Annotated in this window: 19 protein-coding genes; 16 read left to right on the top strand and 3 right to left on the bottom strand. The window is 72.9% G+C overall.

Features of this window, described 5'->3' with window-relative positions; translation table 11 throughout:
• Positions 1-38: 38 nt before the first annotated feature.
• Positions 39-902 (bottom strand): NAD-dependent epimerase/dehydratase family protein, encoded by an 864-nt coding sequence (locus HZF07_RS07675; protein WP_157340654.1) that lies wholly within the window; start codon positions 900-902, stop codon positions 39-41.
• Entirely contained in the window at positions 899-1,726 is an 828-nt protein-coding gene (locus HZF07_RS07670) for a hypothetical protein (protein ID WP_157340652.1), read from the bottom strand. The genes HZF07_RS07675 and HZF07_RS07670 overlap by 4 nt, the downstream gene beginning before the upstream one ends.
• 58 nt (positions 1,727-1,784) lie before the next feature.
• On the opposite strand from HZF07_RS07670, the gene HZF07_RS07665 reads away from it, so the two are divergent.
• From HZF07_RS07665 to HZF07_RS07595, 15 genes are all read left to right on the top strand, one after another.
• Positions 1,785-2,105: an antibiotic biosynthesis monooxygenase gene (locus HZF07_RS07665; protein ID WP_157340650.1), complete on the top strand. Its 321-nt coding sequence runs from the start codon at positions 1,785-1,787 to the stop codon at positions 2,103-2,105.
• Complete coding sequence (locus tag HZF07_RS07660; RefSeq protein ID WP_157340648.1) at positions 2,102-2,755, top strand: alpha/beta fold hydrolase; 654 nt, start codon at positions 2,102-2,104, stop codon at positions 2,753-2,755. Before HZF07_RS07665 ends, HZF07_RS07660 begins: the two co-directional genes overlap by 4 nt.
• Positions 2,752-3,273 (top strand): MaoC family dehydratase, encoded by a 522-nt coding sequence (locus HZF07_RS07655; protein WP_181644921.1) that lies wholly within the window; start codon positions 2,752-2,754, stop codon positions 3,271-3,273. The genes HZF07_RS07660 and HZF07_RS07655 overlap by 4 nt, the downstream gene beginning before the upstream one ends.
• Positions 3,273-4,304, top strand: coding sequence for an LLM class flavin-dependent oxidoreductase (locus tag HZF07_RS07650; protein ID WP_157340646.1), 1,032 nt, complete (start codon positions 3,273-3,275; stop codon positions 4,302-4,304). The genes HZF07_RS07655 and HZF07_RS07650 overlap by 1 nt, the downstream gene beginning before the upstream one ends.
• A complete protein-coding gene (locus tag HZF07_RS07645; protein WP_157340644.1) occupies positions 4,301-5,503 on the top strand; it encodes a CaiB/BaiF CoA transferase family protein in 1,203 nt (400 codons plus the stop codon). Before HZF07_RS07650 ends, HZF07_RS07645 begins: the two co-directional genes overlap by 4 nt.
• Positions 5,500-6,825, top strand: coding sequence for an MmgE/PrpD family protein (locus HZF07_RS07640; protein ID WP_181644920.1), 1,326 nt, complete (start codon positions 5,500-5,502; stop codon positions 6,823-6,825). Before HZF07_RS07645 ends, HZF07_RS07640 begins: the two co-directional genes overlap by 4 nt.
• The gene (locus tag HZF07_RS07635) at positions 6,822-7,667 is read left to right on the top strand and encodes a RidA family protein (RefSeq protein WP_157340642.1); all 846 of its coding nucleotides are present in this window, start codon (positions 6,822-6,824) and stop codon (positions 7,665-7,667) included. The genes HZF07_RS07640 and HZF07_RS07635 overlap by 4 nt, the downstream gene beginning before the upstream one ends.
• Positions 7,664-8,128 carry an FAS1-like dehydratase domain-containing protein gene (locus HZF07_RS07630; RefSeq protein ID WP_181644919.1) on the top strand — a complete coding sequence of 155 codons (465 nt, stop codon included), beginning with the start codon at positions 7,664-7,666 and terminating at the stop codon, positions 8,126-8,128. The genes HZF07_RS07635 and HZF07_RS07630 overlap by 4 nt, the downstream gene beginning before the upstream one ends.
• Positions 8,125-8,505 carry a MaoC/PaaZ C-terminal domain-containing protein gene (locus HZF07_RS07625; protein WP_157340640.1) on the top strand — a complete coding sequence of 127 codons (381 nt, stop codon included), beginning with the start codon at positions 8,125-8,127 and terminating at the stop codon, positions 8,503-8,505. The genes HZF07_RS07630 and HZF07_RS07625 overlap by 4 nt, the downstream gene beginning before the upstream one ends.
• Positions 8,502-9,650 carry an acetyl-CoA acetyltransferase gene (locus HZF07_RS07620; RefSeq protein ID WP_181644918.1) on the top strand — a complete coding sequence of 383 codons (1,149 nt, stop codon included), beginning with the start codon at positions 8,502-8,504 and terminating at the stop codon, positions 9,648-9,650. The genes HZF07_RS07625 and HZF07_RS07620 overlap by 4 nt, the downstream gene beginning before the upstream one ends.
• On the top strand, positions 9,647-10,060 hold the full coding sequence (locus tag HZF07_RS07615) for a Zn-ribbon domain-containing OB-fold protein (RefSeq protein WP_157340638.1): 414 nt from the start codon (positions 9,647-9,649) through the stop codon (positions 10,058-10,060). The genes HZF07_RS07620 and HZF07_RS07615 overlap by 4 nt, the downstream gene beginning before the upstream one ends.
• The gene (locus HZF07_RS07610) at positions 10,057-11,223 is read left to right on the top strand and encodes an acyl-CoA dehydrogenase family protein (RefSeq protein ID WP_157340636.1); all 1,167 of its coding nucleotides are present in this window, start codon (positions 10,057-10,059) and stop codon (positions 11,221-11,223) included. Before HZF07_RS07615 ends, HZF07_RS07610 begins: the two co-directional genes overlap by 4 nt.
• On the top strand, positions 11,213-12,061 hold the full coding sequence (locus HZF07_RS07605; RefSeq protein ID WP_309504653.1) for an HpcH/HpaI aldolase/citrate lyase family protein: 849 nt from the start codon (positions 11,213-11,215) through the stop codon (positions 12,059-12,061). The genes HZF07_RS07610 and HZF07_RS07605 overlap by 11 nt, the downstream gene beginning before the upstream one ends.
• A gap of 18 nt (positions 12,062-12,079) precedes the next feature.
• Positions 12,080-12,877: an SDR family oxidoreductase gene (locus tag HZF07_RS07600; protein WP_157340634.1), complete on the top strand. Its 798-nt coding sequence runs from the start codon at positions 12,080-12,082 to the stop codon at positions 12,875-12,877.
• A gap of 231 nt (positions 12,878-13,108) precedes the next feature.
• Positions 13,109-14,491, top strand: a complete 1,383-nt coding sequence (locus tag HZF07_RS07595; RefSeq protein ID WP_198346350.1) for an Ig-like domain repeat protein — start codon at positions 13,109-13,111, stop codon at positions 14,489-14,491.
• An 81-nt stretch (positions 14,492-14,572) separates the two neighbouring features.
• Here HZF07_RS07595 and HZF07_RS07590 read toward each other — a convergent pair whose 3' ends face one another.
• Positions 14,573-15,577: an MDR family NADP-dependent oxidoreductase gene (locus tag HZF07_RS07590; RefSeq protein ID WP_181644917.1), complete on the bottom strand. Its 1,005-nt coding sequence runs from the start codon at positions 15,575-15,577 to the stop codon at positions 14,573-14,575.
• 17 nt (positions 15,578-15,594) lie between these two features.
• On the opposite strand from HZF07_RS07590, the gene HZF07_RS07585 reads away from it, so the two are divergent.
• Positions 15,595-16,494 carry a VOC family protein gene (locus HZF07_RS07585; protein WP_181644916.1) on the top strand — a complete coding sequence of 300 codons (900 nt, stop codon included), beginning with the start codon at positions 15,595-15,597 and terminating at the stop codon, positions 16,492-16,494.
• The last annotated feature ends 55 nt before the right edge of the window (positions 16,495-16,549 follow it).

Here is a 16,549-nt window from a genome sequence, read left to right as displayed (position 1 = left end):
TTCTGCGCGGGTGCGTGAGGGGGCCGGACGCCGTGTGCTCAGCCCGCGGCGGAGAGGGTGGCGGCGTCGTACGACCGCTGTGCCACGAACCCGGTGCCGGCGAGCCGCGCGACCGAGATCGGCCGCTTCGGGGACGCGATCTCGTCGCGGTAGGTCAGCGCCGGCTGACCGACGGCGGCGGAGATCGCGTCGAAGAGGGCCGCGTTGGTCGGCGGCACCTCGGCGTGGGTCAGGTTGTGCAGCCCGGTGATCCGGGTCTCCAGCGCGTGCACGATCGCGTCGGCTGCGTCCTCGACCGCCAGGCGGTAGAAGAGCGCCTCGCCGCTGAACGGCACCGAGCCACCGAGGTACTGGTGAGCCATGCCCACCTTGGCCTCGATCGGCGGGTCGTCGGCGCCGAAGATGTCGCCGCAGCGGAAGACGCACGAGCGATCGCCCGCCTCGTCCAGGTAGACCCGCTCCATCGCCAGGAACATCGTCGGGCTCGGGTCCGTCGAGCTGGTCACGGGGGAGTCCTCGGTGACCTCGTCGAGGTGGTCGGCAGCGTCGCCGTAGACCGACAGCGACGACAGCGCGACGAGGTACGGCGCACCTCCTGCCGCGACGACCGACTCGGCCGTGTCGACGAGGATCTCCCGGTACGACGCGGCGCGGTCCTCGGGCGTCATCGCCTTCTGGGCCGACGGCCCGGCGGCGATGACGACGGCGTCGCGGCCGGCGATCGCGGCGGCCACCGCCTCACGGTCGCTGCCGCGCAGCACCAGCACCTCGTCCAGCCTCTCCCTCAGCGCCTCGACCTTGCCGGGCGTGGTCGTCGTGCCGGCGACCTCGTGGCCGAGTCCGCGCAGCCGGGTGCCGACCTCGGTGCCGACCAGGCCGGCACCGATCACGAGCACCTTCATGCCCGGGCCTGCAGGGCGGCGATCTGGTCGAGGCCGGCGCGGGTCGCGACGAGCTCGTCGACGCGCTCGGCGCCGAGGAACCTCTTCGACAGCTCGTTCATCGGGTCCAGCGTGTAGCCGTAGCGGCGCACGAGGTGGTCGCGCTCGCGGAGAGCGGCACGCTCCTCGACCGGGACCGGCGTGGCGTCACGGACCCACTGCAGCCAGGTGTCGACCCGGTCGCGGACGGCCGCGCCGAAGACCTCGACGGCCTCGGCGTCCGAGCAGGTGGCCATGTAGGAGTTCGCGATGGGGGAGTTGAAGGCGCGCATGTAGGTGCCGTGGCTGACCGACCAGACGAACCGGTCGTCGCCGCGCAGCTCGAGCCACTTCGCGTTCTGCGGGTCGAAGTAGGTGTTGAGGTAGTCGACGTCGACCATCGGGTCGCGGCGCGGGACCACGTCGGAGAAGTGGAAGACGTTGGGCACGGTGCCGAAGACGAGCACGAGGTGCGGCACGTCGATGTGCGGACCGAGCCAGACCTGCAGGTTCATGTCGAGGATCGAGTTCTTGCGGTTGCCGATCCAGGAGTGCACGAGCCACTCCACGCCGTTGTCCGGGTCGCCGACGTAGGGGTTGAGCGATCCCTCGTAGCCGCCGTCCTCCGACGTCCAGTAGTCCAGGCCGTCACCGGACGGGTACGGCTGCACGTCCAGCTCCGCGGTGATCCTGTCCTTGGCCTCGCTGAGGATGCCCCAGAGTGCGGTCCAGAGCTCCATGCGGTCGACGTTCGGAGCGTCCGCCAGGAACTCGTGGATGGTCTTGGTCTGTGTGCTGCTCGTCATGCCTGCATGGTACGGATATATGATCTATGTTGTCATTCATTCCAGGAAGGAGTCGGCCGTGATCGTGGTGGTGAGCCAGGCATGGACCAAGCCGGGCGAGGAGCACGCGGCGGCGTACGTCGCGCTGTCCGAGGAGTTCGGCCGGTTCTTCCGCGACCACCCGGGCTACCGCGGCCGCCGGCTCGTGCGCGGCGTCGAGGACCGGACCCACTTCACGCACCTGCGCTACTTCGACTCGGTCGCGTCCTACGAGGAGTGCACCCAGCACCCCGACTACCAGGACCACCTGGTCGCGATGTACGAGCACCTGCAGCCCTACGAGTCCTACCCGCGCGAGTACCTCGAGGTCGTCCTCGACGAGCCCGGGAACTCCGCGTGAGCACGTTCGTCCTCGTCCACGGGGCGTTCCGCGGCGGCTGGGCCTGGGACCGGGTGGCGCCGCTGCTGCGCGCCGCCGGCCACGACGTGCACGCGCCGACACTCTCCAGCGACGCGGCCTCGCTCGACCGGTGGGTCGAGGAGGTGCTCCCGTACGCCGACGGGGACGACGTCGTGCTCGTCGGTCACAGCCAGGGCGGCGTGGTCGTGCGCGAGGTGGCGCTGCGGCGGCCCGTCCGGGCGATCGTGTACGTCGACGCCGCCGTGCCCGACCCCGGCGAGCGCGCGGTCGACCTCGGCGCCTCCCCGCCGCAGCTCCCGCCGCGCGAGACCGTGATCCCGCCCCGGCAGATCGAGCCCGCCGGTGACCTGGACGCCGCGACCGCCGCCTGGATGAACCAGCGGCTCGTCCCGGTGCCGCTCGCCCCGTCGCTGGACCCCGCCTCGCCCGGCGAGCCGGACGCCGCGACGACCTACGCCTTCTGCACGGACACGCCCCCGGCGTACCCGTGCGGCACCACCCGGGGCCGCCTCGACGAGCGCGGCACCCCCTACGCCTGGATCGACGGCGGCCACGACGCCCCGCTGACCAGGCCCGAGGCGGTCGCCCAGCTGCTGCTGGCGTCCGCAGACCTGAGAGGTACGGCGTGAGCAAGCAGCCCGGCTGGCAGGGACGGTTCTTCGAGGACTTCACCGTCGGCGACATCTACCAGCATCCCCTCGGCCGCACGGTCAGCGAGGCGGACAACACCTGGTTCTCGCTGCTGACCATGAACACCAACCAGATGCACTTCAACGCGGAGTACGCCGCGAAGTCGGAGTTCCAGAAGCCCCTGGTCGTCTCCACCCTGACGGTGGCGATCGCCGTCGGGCAGAGCGTCACCGACCTGACCCAGAACGCGTTCGCCAACCTGGGCTGGGACGACATCAAGATGACCCACCCGGTGTTCGCCGGCGACACGCTCTACAGCGAGTCGATCGTGCTGGAGAAGCGCGAGTCGTCCTCGCGCCCGCACGCCGGCATCGTCACCGTGCGCACCCGGACCCTCAACCAGGACGGCAAGGAGGTGTGCTCCTTCCTGCGCACCTTCTACGTCTACAAGCACGGCGCCGAGCAGCTCGAGGGGATCTTCCCCGAGGGCGAGCGGCCGCTGTCGCTGGAGGACTGATGCTCCGCCTCACCTACGGTCCCTGGGGCGAGACGCTCGGCGAGCTCGCCGACGCCGCCCGCGCGGCCGAGGCCGCCGGCGCCGACGCCGTCTGGGTGCCCGAGCTGCACCGCAGCGCGCCGGTCAGCGCCGCGGCGGTCGCCCAGGCGACCAGCACGGCGCGGGTCGGAACCGCGATCGCCCTGGCCTTCCCGCGCAGCCCGATGGTCACGGCGCTCGAGGCGCTCGACCTCGACGAGATCGCCGGCGGCCGGTTCGTGCTCGGCCTGGGCAGCGGGGTCCAGAAGCTCAATGTGGACTGGCACCACGTCGACTGGGACAAGCCGGTCACCCACCTGCGCGAGACCGTGCGCAACATCCGCGCCTTCTGGGCCGGCTGCACCACCGGCGAGCCGATCGACCTCGACGGCGAGCGCGAGCCGATGCGGATCCGCGGCTACCGGCGCCCCTACCCGGTGCTGCGCACCGACATCCCGATCCACCTGGCCGCGATGGGCCCGGCGCTGACCCGGCTGGCCGGCGAGATCGCCGACGGCTGGATCTCGCACGAGCTGACCTCGCCCGCATTCCTGCGGGAGCGGATCCTGCCCGAGATCGAGGCCGGGATCGCACGCGGTGGGCGCACCCGCGCCGACGTGGAGGTCGTCACCTCGTCGTGCTGCTCGGTCGACGCCGACCCGGCCCTCGCGCGCCGTCGCAGCGCCGGCATGGTCGGCTTCTACGCGACGGTCCGCACCTACGCGGACTTCTTCGACTTCCACGGGCTCGCCGCCGACCAGCAGAAGGTCATCGACGCGTTCTCCGGGGCCACGGCGGGCGAGCTGGCCGGCCACGTCTCCGACGCGATGGTCGATGCGCTCACGCTCTCCGGCACCCGCGACCAGGTCGCAGAGCGGATCGCGGCCTACGACGGCGTCGCCGACACCATCAAGCTCACGCCGCCCACCCACGGCCTCTCGGCCGCGGAGATCCGGGTGGCCCAGAAGGAGGTCATCGCGATGATCGCCGAGCTCACAGGAGGCGCGCGATGAGGCCGCTCGAGGACGTCCGCATCATCGCGGTCGAGCAGTACGGCGCCGGGCCGTTCGGCAGCGTGCACCTCGCCGACCTCGGCGCCGAGGTGATCAAGATCGAGGACCCGCGGGTCGGCGGCGACGTCGGCCGCTACGTCCCGCCGTACGCCGAGGGCGAGGACTCGCTGTTCTTCGAGACCTTCAACCGCAACAAGTCCAGCCTCTCCCTCGACCTCGCCACCCCGGCCGGGCGAGCGGTCTTCGAGGACCTGGTCACGGTCAGCGACGCTGTCTACAGCAACCTGCGCGGCGACGTGCCGGCGAAGATCGGCATCACCTACGACGACCTCAAGCACCTCAACCCGGCGATCGTCTGCTGCTCGCTGACCGGCTTCGGCATGACCGGTCCGCGGCAGAAGGAGCCGGGCTACGACTACGTGCTCCAGGCGCTCGCGGGGTGGATGGACCTCACCGGTGACCCGGAGGGGCCGCCGACCAAGTCGGGCCTGTCGATGGTCGACTACAGCGGCGGGTTCGTCGCTGCGATCTCGTTGCTGGCCGGCATCCACGCCGCCCGCCGCGACGGCGTGGGCATGGACTGCGACGTCAGCCTCTACGACACCGCGATGGGCCTGCTGACCTATCCGGCCGCCTGGCACCTCAACGCCGGCTTCCAGCCGGTGCGCACCCGGCACTCCGCGCACCCGTCGCTGGTGCCCTTCCAGGCGTTCGAGGCCAAGGACGGCTGGCTGGTCGTCGGCTGCGCCAAGGAGAAGTTCTGGCAGCGGCTGACCGCCGTCATCGACCGGCCGGAGTGGGCCGCGGACCCGCGGTTCGCGACCTTCGCCGACCGCGACCGCAACCGGGACGTCCTGCTGCCGCTGCTCGAGGGGATCTTCGCGACCCGCACGGTGGCCGAGTGGGTCGAGCCGCTCCGGGCGGCGGCCGTGCCGACGGCGAAGATCAACGACGTCGCCGAGGCGATGACCGAGCCGCACACGATCGCCCGCAACCTGCTCGTCGAGACCGAGCACCCGCGCTACGGCACCGTGCGCCAGGTCGCCTCACCGGTGCGGGTGGGCTCCGAGCCGCCGACGTACCGCCGCGCGCCGCTGCGCCACGAGGACGCCGACCGCCTGCTCGGAGGCCTGCTCGGGTACGACGACGCGACGGTCGCGCACCTGTCGGCGCAGGGCGCCTTCGGGGAGCTCCCGTGACCGTGGCGTCGGACCTCGCGGCGTGGGCTCTCGGCCTGCGCCGCGACGGCCTGCCCGATGAGGTCGTCGCCGCAACCCGGCGACATGTCCTGGACGGGCTCGGGACCGCTGTGGCGGCGGCCCGGAGGGGCGCCGCCGAGCCCGCGCTGTCCGTGGCAGCCGGGCTCGGCGGTCCGCCGCAGGCGACGCTACTCGGTCGCGGCCTCAAGATCAGCGCACCGGCCGCAGCGCTTGCGACCGGGACGCTCGTGCACGCTCTCGACTTCGACGACACCCACGCCGGCGGCCTCGTGCACGCCACCGCGGTGGTGCTCCCGGCGCTGCTGGCGGTCGGTGAGGAGGTCGGGGCGGCGCCCGACGAGGCGCTCGTCGCGGCCGTCGTCGGCTTCGAGGCGGTCTGCCGGATCGCCGGAGCCGCTCCGCACGCGTTCCACGGCCGGGGTGTGCACGCGACCATGGCGTGCGGCGTGTTCTCGTCGGCACTCGTGTCGGCCCGGCTCATGGGCCTGGACGAGGTCACGACGATCGACGCGCTCGGCATCGCGGGCAGCAGCGCCGGCGGCCTGCTGGAGTTCCTGGCGACCGGCTCGTCGACCAAGCAGCTCCACCCCGGCCTCGCCTCCCACGCCGGCATCCTCGCCGCGCGGCTCGCGGCGGCCGGTGCCGACGGGCCGGCCAGCGTGCTCGAGGGGGAGCGCGGCCTCTACGCCGCCCTCGCCGGCGGCCGGGCCGACCCGGCGCTCGTGACCGCGGACCTCGGCGCGCGCTGGGAAACGACGCACATCACGCTCAAGCCCTACCCGGCCTGCCAGCTCATGCACGCCGCGCTCGACGCGGGGCGCCAGGTGCTCCCGGTCGACCCGGCCGCCATCGCCGAGGTCGCCGTCGAGGTGCACCCCGACAGCGCCGCGATCGTCTGCACCCCCGACAAGACCGACCCGCGCACGGCGTACGACGCGAAGTTCTCGCTGCCGTGGAGCCTGGCCGCGCTGCTCATCGACGGTGAGGTCACCGCGGACACCTACGCGCCGGAGTCGCTCGCCCGCCCCGCCGTCCGCGCCCTCGCCGCCCGGGTCCGGGTGACCGAGGTGCCCGACCCGCGGGTCGCCGCGGACGCGCCGAGCCGGGTCGCCGTCACCCTCGCCGACGGCCGCACGCTCGCGGGCCACGTCGACCGCAGCGCCGGCGCCGCCCTGGACGCCAAGCTCGCCGGCAACGTCGGCGGCCCCGCCGCCGCGGCCGCGCTCGCGGCGGCGGTCGACGCGCTGGACCTGCCCTCGCTGATCACGGTCGCCGACCGCCTCGCCAGGAGAGATGCATGATCGAGTACATCGCCGTCGACGCCCTCGAGCGCTACGACGAGCTGCGCACCGCCGAGGGCGACGTCACCACGGTCGTGGTCGAGTCGCTGCCCGGCGGCGCGCCGTACCGCGCCGAGACCGGCGCCCCGCCGGTCGGCGAGGGCGCGGTCGTGCTGCCGACCGTGATCCCGGTCGACGAGAGCGGCGAGGTGGTGCACGAGGGCGACTTCGTGGGCCAGTACGCGTGGTGCCTCGACGAGGCCGCCCGCCGGCTCGGCGCGCTCGGGCTCTCGCTCGCCAACGCGGTCACGACGTTCGACTACAGCACCCCCGAGACCCGCGACGTCTACCGGCGCACGCACCGCGAGCGCAAGGAGCGCCTGGGTGGCGACGGCGTCTTCCCCGGCGCCGGCGGCATCCTGATGTCGCGGCTGCACCGGCCCGGGCAGCTGGTCGCGCTGGACGTGACCGCCTCGCGGCTGCCGCTGAAGAACGTCAACCCCGGCTGGTCGCGCTACGACACGCTCACCTACATGCCGGGCGTGCTCGCCGGTGACACGCTCTACATGAGCGGCTTCGCGGCGCTCGACATGGAGACCCAGGAGGCGCTCCACCCCGACGACTCGGTCGCGCAGGCCGAGGCGACGTACGCCGCGATCCAGCTCGTCCTCGACGAGGTCGGCGCCTCGCCCGACCGGCTCGCGCACGTCCTCGAGTACATCTGCCCCGGCGGCGACGGGCCGGCGATCGGCGCGGTGCGCGAGGGCCTCTTCCCCCGGGCGAAGGCGTCGGTGGCCGGGTGCGCGGGTCTGCTGCGGCCGGAGTTCCTCTTCGAGGTCTTCCCGACGGCGGTGCTGGTGTGACTCTCCTGACCGACGAGGTGCGTGCCCTGGTGGGGCGCTCGCGCACCTACACCGCTCCGGAGCCGCTCGGCCGCGCGTCGATCCGCTACTTCGCGCTGGCCACCGGCGACGACGACCCGCGCCACCTCGCCGGCGACGTCGCGCCGCCGACGCTGGTGTGCGAGACCAACCAGTTCACCGGCCTCCCGCGCGACGAGAACGGGTACGCCGGCCACGGCTGGCACCTCCACATCCCGGGCACCCGCGAGGTCCGCGGCGGCAACTCCTACCGCTTCCACCAGCCGGTGCGGCCCGACGACGTGGTCACCGCGACGTGGACGGTCACCGACGTCGCCGAGCGCACCACGGGCTCGGGCGCCGGGATGGTCGTCGTGACGTCGCTGGCGACCTACACCAACCAGGCCGGCGACCTGCTGGTCGAGAACGAGGAGACGCTCATCTACGTGGAGGTCGCCCGATGACCGGGCTCTCCCTCGAGCGGACCATCGAGCTCCCCGACATGGTCGCCTACGCCGGCGCCACCTGGGACTGGCACCGCCTGCACTACGACAGCGCCTGGCTGGCCGAGCGGGGCCTGCCGGCGCCGGTCGTCGACGGCCAGCTCTTCGGCGCGCTGCTCGCCGAGATGGTGCTCGACTGGGCCGGCCCCGGCGCCGAGCTGACCGCGCTGTCCTTCCGCTTCAAGAGCCTCGTCCACGCCGGCGAGACCGTGCGCTGCACCGGTCGCGTCGTCGGCACCGACGGCGACCTGGTCTCGATCGAGTGCGGTGTCGAGGTCGTGGGCGAGCGGGCCCGGGTCGCCGTGGCACCCGCCGCCGCCGAGGTGCGCCGCCCGTGAGCACCGGTGTCGCGATCGTGGGGGCGGCCGAGTCGGACCTGGGGTCGACCGGCCTCTCGACCCTGGGTCTCCAGACCCAGGCGGTCACCCGGGCGCTCTCGGACGCGGGCCTGACGCTCGCCGACGTCGACGGCATCGCGACGACCGGCGTCTCCCGCTTCTCCGCCACCCAGCTCGCCGACCACTTCGGGATCGTGCCCACCTGGACGGACTCGACGTTCGCGGGCGGCAGCGCCTTCGAGATGTTCGTCGCCCGTGCCGCCCAGGCGATCCGCGACGGGCAGGCGTCGGTGGTCGTGATCTCGTTCGCGTCCAACCAGCGCTCGGCGCGCACCCGGCGGCTGGGGGGCGTCTTCGAGGCGTGGGTGCCGGAGGCGCAGTTCGAGGAGCCCTACGACCCGCTCTACCCCGCGTCCTACTACGGCATGGCCGCGCAGGCCTACCTGCACCGCTACGGCGGCACCCGCGAGCAGCTCGCCGAGGTCGCGGTCGCGGCCCGCGAGTGGGCGCTGCTCAACCCCGAGGCGTTCCGCCACGACGCCGGCCGGATCACGGCCGCCGACGTCGTCGGCGCACCGATGGTCTCCAGCCCGCTGACCGTCGCCGACTGCTGCCTGGTCACCGACGGCGGGGGAGCGGTGGTCCTCACCTCCCTCGAGCGCGCCCGCGACCTGCGTCGTACGCCCGTCGAGGTGCTCGGCTACGGCGAGCGCACCACCCACACGTCGTTCACGACCGTCCCCGACCTGACCGTCCCCGGCGCCGCCGGCTCGGCGGCCGACGCCTACCGGCGCGCGGGCATCACGGCCGCCGACGTCGACGTCGTGGAGGTCTACGACTCGTTCACGATCACCGCCGCGCTGTCGCTCGAGGGGCTCGGGTTCTGCGGCCCCGGCGAGGCCCTGGACCTCATCGCCGACGGCCGCACGCGGCCCGGCGGCGCACTGCCGCTCAACACCACCGGCGGCGGCCTGTCCTACTGCCATCCCGGCCAGTACGGCGTGCTGCTGCTCGTCGAGGCCGTGCGACAGCTGCGCGGTGACTGCGGCAGGCGGCAGGTGCGCGGGGCCGAGGTCGCGGTCGCGCACGGCACCGGCGGCATCCTCTCCACCCACGCCACCGTCGTGCTGGGGGTGGCCCGATGACCTGGTTCACGCCTGGCGAGGTGCCACCGGCCGACGAGATGACCGGCGAGTGGTGGGACGCCACCCGCGAGCACCGGCTCACGGTGCAGACGTGCGGCTGCGGCCACCGCCAGCACCCGCCGCGCGCGGTCTGCACCGGCTGCGGCCGCACCGACGCGCTCACGCTGGTGGAGGCCAGCGGCGCCGCCACCGTCGACACCTACACCGTGGTCCACCGCGCGCCGCGGCCCGACGTCGCGACGCCGTACGTCGTCGCGCGGGTGCGCCTCGCCGAGGGCCCGGTCCTGCTGACCCGGCTGATGGCCGAGCCGGCGATCGGCGACGCCGTGACCGTCGGCTGGGTCGACCTGCCCGACGGTCGCGCGCTGCCCGTGTTCACACCAGCACGACCGGACGAGGAGACACCATGAGGTTCGAGCTCGACGAGGACCAGCGCGAGTTCAAGGCGCTGCTGCGCACGTTCGTCGACAAGGAGATCGTCCCGGTCGCGCGCGACTGGGAGCAGTCCGGCCGCTACCCGACCGAGATCGTCGACGGCATGAAGGACATGGGGCTCTTCGGCATCACGGTCCCCGAGGAGTACGGCGGGCTCGACCTCGACCCGGTCTCCTTCGCCCTGGTCTTCGAGGAGATCGCCCGGGGCTGGATGGGCATCGCCGGCATCCTCGGCAGCCACTCGCTGGCGTGCCGCCTGATCGCGATGCACGGCACCCAGGACCAGAAGGACCGCTACCTCCCCGAGCTGGCGACCGGAGAGCGGCGCACCGGCATCGGCCTCACCGAGCCCGACGCCGGCACCGACCTCCAGGGGATCCGCACCACGGCCCGGCTCGACCCCGACACGGACTGCTACGTCGTCAACGGCGCGAAGATGTGGATCACCAACGCCCGGTACGCCGACCCGCTGCCGGTGCTCGTCAAGACCGACCCGTCGGCGTCGCCCGCCCATAAGGGCATGAGCGTGCTGCTGATCGAGGCGGACACCCCCGGCTACGAGGTCACCAAGGACATCCCGAAGCTCGGCTACAAGGGCACCGAGTCCTGCGAGATCTCGCTGACCGACGTCCGCGTCCCGGTCGCGCAGCTGGTCGGTGGCGTCGAGGGCCGCGGCATGCAGCAGGTGCTGTCGGCGCTGGAGTGGGGCCGGGTCAACATCGCGGCCCGCTCGGTCGGCATCGCGCAGCGCGCCCACGACGAGGCGCTGGCCTACGCCCAGCAGCGCAAGGCCTTCGGGAGGCCGATCGCGGACTTCCAGGCGATCCAGCTCAAGCTCGGCGAGCTCGGCACCCAGGTGCAGGCCGCCCGGTTGATGGCCTACTGGGCCGCGGACGCCGTACGCGACGGGCGCGCGGACGGGGCGACGGGCATGGCCAAGATCTTCTGCTCGGAGGTCGCGCTGCAGGCCGCCATCGACTCGATGAAGGTGCACGGCGGCTACGGCTACTCCACCGAGTTCGAGGTCGAGCGGCTCTACCGCGACTCGATCCTGATGAGCATCGGTGAGGGCACCAACGACATCCTTCGCACGGTCGTCGCGAAGTCGCTGATCAAGGGAGAGACCCGTGTCGGTTGACCTGAGGAGCTTCCTGGCGCGCTCGGCGCTCTACGTGCCCGGCGACGCCGACGACAAGCTCGAGCGGATCCTGGAGCGAGGTGCCGACGAGATCATCATCGACCTCGAGGACGCCGTCGCCCCGCGCGACAAGGACCGGGCGCGAGACATCGCCCGGGTCTGGCTGCACGACCTGCCGGTCCTGGACAACGTCGGCGTCTGGGTCCGGGTGAACGCCGGCGCCCTCCGTGAGGCCGACGTCCGCGCGGTCGCGGGAGCGCCTGCGTTGACCGGCTTCATGCTCGCCAAGACCGAGACCGTCGACGAGCTGCTCGACCTCGACCGGCTGCTGGCCTCGCTCGGGTCGACCGCGGGCGTCGTACCGCTGCTCGAGAGCGCGCGCGCCGTGCTGCGGGCCGGCGAGCTGGCGCGCGCCCCGCGCGTGCAGCGGCTGCAGATCGGCGAGGCCGACCTGCGCGCCGACGTCGGCATCACCGCAGGCCCCGACGAGCGGGAGCTGCTCTACTCCCGGTCGCACGTCGTGTTCGCGTCCGCCGCCTCCGGCATCAAGCCGCCGATCGCCCCGGTGTCCACGAACTTCCGCGACCTGGACGCCTTCCGCGCCTCGACCGTCGAGCTCGCGCGGCTCGGCTTCGTCGGCCGCGCCTGCATCCACCCGGCGCAGGTCGCGATCGCCAACGAGGTCTTCACGCCGTCGACCGACGAGGTCGAGGCCGCCCAGCGGTTGATCGGCCGGTGGGAGTTCGCCGGTGCCGGCGTCGCCGTCGACGACGACGGCCACTTCGTCGACGAGGCCGTCATCCGCCAGGCCCGCCTCGTCATCGCCCGTGCCCGCTGAGATCCGAGGAGAACACGCATGACCAACGCAGTCGTCACTGGCAGCACCAAGGGCATCGGCTTCGCGCTCGCGCGCGAGCTGCTGTCACGCGGCCACCACGTCGTCGTCTCGGGCCGCACGCACGAGGCCGTCGACGAGGCGGTCGGGAGGCTCCAGCCCGCGGCGACCGCCGGTGCCCGCGTCGTCGGCCGACCGGCCGACGTCTCCGACGCGGCCGAGGTGCAGGCGCTCTGGGACCTCGGCGTCGCCGAGCTCGGCTCGGTCGACCTCTGGATCAACAACGCCGGCGTCGCCTACACGATGCGCACCATCGTCGAGACGACGCCCGACGAGGTCGCCACGATGGTGTCGACCAACATGGTCGGCACGATCAACGGCGCGCAGGTCGCCGTGCGCGGCATGAGCGCGGGAGGCGGTGGCCAGGTCTTCAACGTCCTCGGCGGCGGCAGCGACGGCTCCGTCCGCCCCGGCATGGGCGTCTACTCCTCGACCAAGCGCGGCCTCGACATGTTCACCAAGGCGCTGGTCAAGGAGGTCGAGGGCACGTCGGTGCGCGTCGGGCAGGTCCGCCCGGGCATCCTCATCACCGACGGCTGGCTGCGCGAGGCCGCGACCAGCCCCGAGTCGGTCCAGAGTCAGCGCAAGATGGTCAACATCCTCAGCGACCACGTGGACGACGTCGCGCCGTACCTCGTCGACCGGATGCTCGCCTCGACCAAGAACGGCGACGAGATCGCCTGGCTCACCACCGGCCGGATGATGAGGAAGTTCATGAAGGGCGGCAAGGAGGACAAGCTCGCCCGCTACGGCCTCTGAGCGCCGAGCGGCTCCATTGACCCGCCGATGACGAGATCGAGACCTGAACGTGTCCCTGTGGGTTTCGCGAAATCTCTGGTGGTCGAATACATATCGTATATTCTCGCGATGAGATGCAGGCCACACCGTTGGGGGTGGGGCCGTCCGAGGAGGAACTTCATGCGTTTTCGCAAGCTTTCCGGCCTGGTCGCCGGCGCTGTCGCGGCAGGAGCTCTCGTAGCCCCCGCGTCCATGGCGCCGGCTCAGGCCGCGCCCACCAGCAACACGGTGACCGTGCCGATGGCGTGTGCGTTCAGCACCTTCACCATCCAGTACCCCGCCCAGGTCGCGCTCACCGTCGACGGCACCGCCGTCTCGGCGACCCTCAGTGACATCCCGCCGACCGGCATGCCGACGTTCCTCACCGTGGTCGGCGCCGACGCCACCGTCAACGCGACCGTCGACGGCGACGCCGTCTCCCTCACCGGGAGCACGACCTACGCGGCGACGCGGACCGGCAACCCGCCGATCACGCTGCCGACCGTCGCGGGCACCCGCACGGCGACCGCCGACCTCGGGAGCTTCAGCATCAGCACGGTCGCCGTGACGATGTGGGTGAAGACCAACCCGGCCGCCACGCCCATCCCGCAGAACATGACCTGCACCGCGATCCCGGCCAAGACCGTGACCGACACCCAGGGTCTGACCTGCGTCTTCCAGGACTTCGGCATCGCCTACCCCGCCGAGCTCAGCGTGAACGCCCACGGCTCGAAGCTGGCCGGCAACCTCGCGAGGACCTTCGCGCCGGGCATGCCGGCCTTCGTCACCGTCTCCACGTTGAAGGTGGACCTCCAGGCGAACGTCGCCACGCCGGCCGCGGCGCCCGCGGCGGCTGCCTCGACCCCGGTGACGCTGACCGGCTCGGAGACGTACGCGACCCCGAAGCCCGGCAACTCCCAGTTCACGTTCCCGGCCCTGACCGGTACGCGGTCCGGGTCGATCCTCGCTCCCGACGCCATCGACATCACGGGTGCGACGATCACGATCACCGCGATGGGCGCTGACAACGTCATCAACTGCGTGCCGACGGCCGCCCCGGCGGCGACCACCACGGCGCTGACGGCGACGGCGACCGGCAACGCGGTCAAGCTCGCGGCGGCTGTGACCCCGGCCGTGGCCGGCACCGTCGAGTTCAAGGACGGCGCGACCTCCCTCGGAAAGGTCACGCTCGCCGCCGGTGCGGCCAAGCTGGACCTGGCGAACGTCGCGATCGGTGCGCACAGCTACACGGCGACCTTCGTGCCGACCAATGCGCTCTCCTACGCGGGCTCGACCTCGGGCGCCCAGGCCGTCACCATCGTCAACCCGGCGTGTGCCCCGGCCACGGCCGACCTGGCCACGGCCACGGCGGCGCTGACCAAGGCGACCTCCGCGGACAAGAAGGCGAAGGCGGCGGTCAAGAAGGCCACCGCTGCCGCCAAGAAGGCCGCGAAGTCGAAGAACAAGGCGAAGATCGCCAAGGCCAAGAAGGCGCTCAAGGCTGCGAAGTCGAGGGCGGCCAAGTCCGCCAAGGCGCTGAAGTCGGCGAAGGCGGCGGTCGCGGCCGCCGCGGCCGCCAAGGCCGCGGTCTGCTGATCGCCTGATCACGCAGCAGCGCCCCGGTCCTCCGGCAGGAGGGCCGGGGCGCTGTGCTGCGCGCAGCCCGGGGGAGCCAGGTCAGAGGTCGACGAGCACCTTGCCGACGTTCGTCCCGCTCATCAGCCGGGCGAACGCCGCAGGTGCGTCGGCCAGGCCGGTGCACCGGTCCTCGACCGTCACGAGCTCGCCCGAGGCGAGCAGGGCGGCGACCCGGGTCGCGTGATCGAGTGCCAGGTCGTGGTGGTCGTGGACGACCATCCCGTGGACCTCGGCACGGGCCGCCATCACCGCTCCCGCGCGCAGCCGGGTCGGGGCGGCGCCGTTGTACTGGTCCATCAGCCCGCACAGCGAGACCCGCGCGCCGACGGCCAGCCGCTCCATCACCACGTCGAGCGTGGCCTGGTCGCCGAGGTGCAGGTAGCCGTCGATGCCGTCCGGGCAGGCCTCGGCCAGTGCGCCGTCGAGGCCGGGTCCGCGCAGCACCGCCTCGTCGTACCCGAGCCGATCGGTGGCGATCGCCGCCTTCTCCTCGGACCCGACGACGGCGACCGCGCGAGCGCCGGCGAGCCGGGCCAGCTGTCCGGCGACCGCGCCCACGCCGCCGGTGCCCGCCCCGACCACGACGGTCGCGCCGGCCTGCGGCCGCAGGTGCCGCTCGTGGGCGGCGTACGCCGTGAGGCCCGGCATGCCCAGGGCGCCGAGCGCGGCGGAGAGAGGGACGCCGGGCGGCACCACGACCGGGACGACGGCCGTGGCCGGCACCACCGCCTCGGCCCGCCAGCCGGTCTCGGCCAGCACGGTGGACCCGACCGCCACCTCGGGGGAGCGCGACTCGACGACCTCGCCGACCGCGCGACCCGGCACCAGCCCGCCGGGCCCCACCGGGGCGTCCCCGAGGTGGCGGCCACCGAGTGTCGAGCGCTGGTAGGGGTCGAGCGACAGCGTGAGCACGCGCACCCGCACCTGGCCGTCGGCGACCTCCTCGCGGGGCAGGTCGACGAGTACGAAGTCCTCCGGCCGCGGTGCGCCGTCCGGGACCCGGGCGAGCGCGATGGACGGGACGGCGGCGCCGACGACGGTCATGATGCGATGATATATACGTGCCGCGTCTCTTCGGACCACTCTTCTCGACCTCGGTCCTCGCCGAGCACGTCGCCCGGCTGGCCGCGGTGTTCGGCATGGTCGAGGCCGGGCGCACCTCGGCGCTCGGTGGTGAGGTCGTCGCGCTGCGGACGCCGGGCGTGTGGGCCGGCGCCCTGGTGCTGCGGACCGACCCGCCGCCGGCGTATGCCGTGCGCGACGAGGCGACCCGCCTCGACCGCGACGCGCTCCGGGTCGTCGACTTCTATGCGCCCGACCTCGACGCCGCCGTCGCGCACGCCCGCGGCCTGGGCTACGAGGTCGAGGCGTCGGAGGCGGCCTACGAGCTGGCCGAGGGCTCATTCCGCGAGGCGCACCTGGCCGGCCCGGACGGCACGGTGACCGCGCTGCTCAGCGGGCCACGCGACTTCTTCACCGGCTTCGCGCAGGTGCGCGACCGGATCGTGAGCGAGGTGTGCAGCATCTCGCTGCCCCTCGGCGACGCGGCGCCGTCGCTCGCCTTCTGTGCGGACGTCCTCGGCTGGGACGTCGTCTACGAGTACTCCTTCGACGACCCGTCCTTCAGTGCCATGGTCGGCTCCGCCGAGCGGCTGCGGGTGCGGTCGTCGACGGTCGGTCCGGCCCGCGACCAGCCCTACCTCAACCTCGTCGACTACGGCCTGCCCGCGTCGGCGGGCGGCTCGCTGCTGGGCCGCGGCGGGCTCGACCGGCGCGGGCTGGTCGGCGTCGTGGTCACGACGACCGACCTGGACGCCGTACGCCGTCGCGCCCTCGCCCATCCGGGCGCGTCGGCCGCGGAGCCGGTCGAGGTCGACCTGGCGCCGTTCGGGGCGACCTGCGCGGCCGTGGTGACCTCGCCGCACCAGATCGTGCACCTCGTCGTCGAGACCGTCGAGTGACGTGGATTGGCCCCCAGGATGGGGTTCTGAGGGCCAAACCGCGTCACTCGACGGT

Origin of the sequence: Nocardioides agri (assembly GCF_013778305.1) — a bacterium.
GTDB classification, from domain to species: domain Bacteria; phylum Actinomycetota; class Actinomycetes; order Propionibacteriales; family Nocardioidaceae; genus Nocardioides; species Nocardioides agri.
Note: the sequence above shows the minus strand (reverse complement) of the source record. Positions and strands in the feature narration are given on the sequence as shown.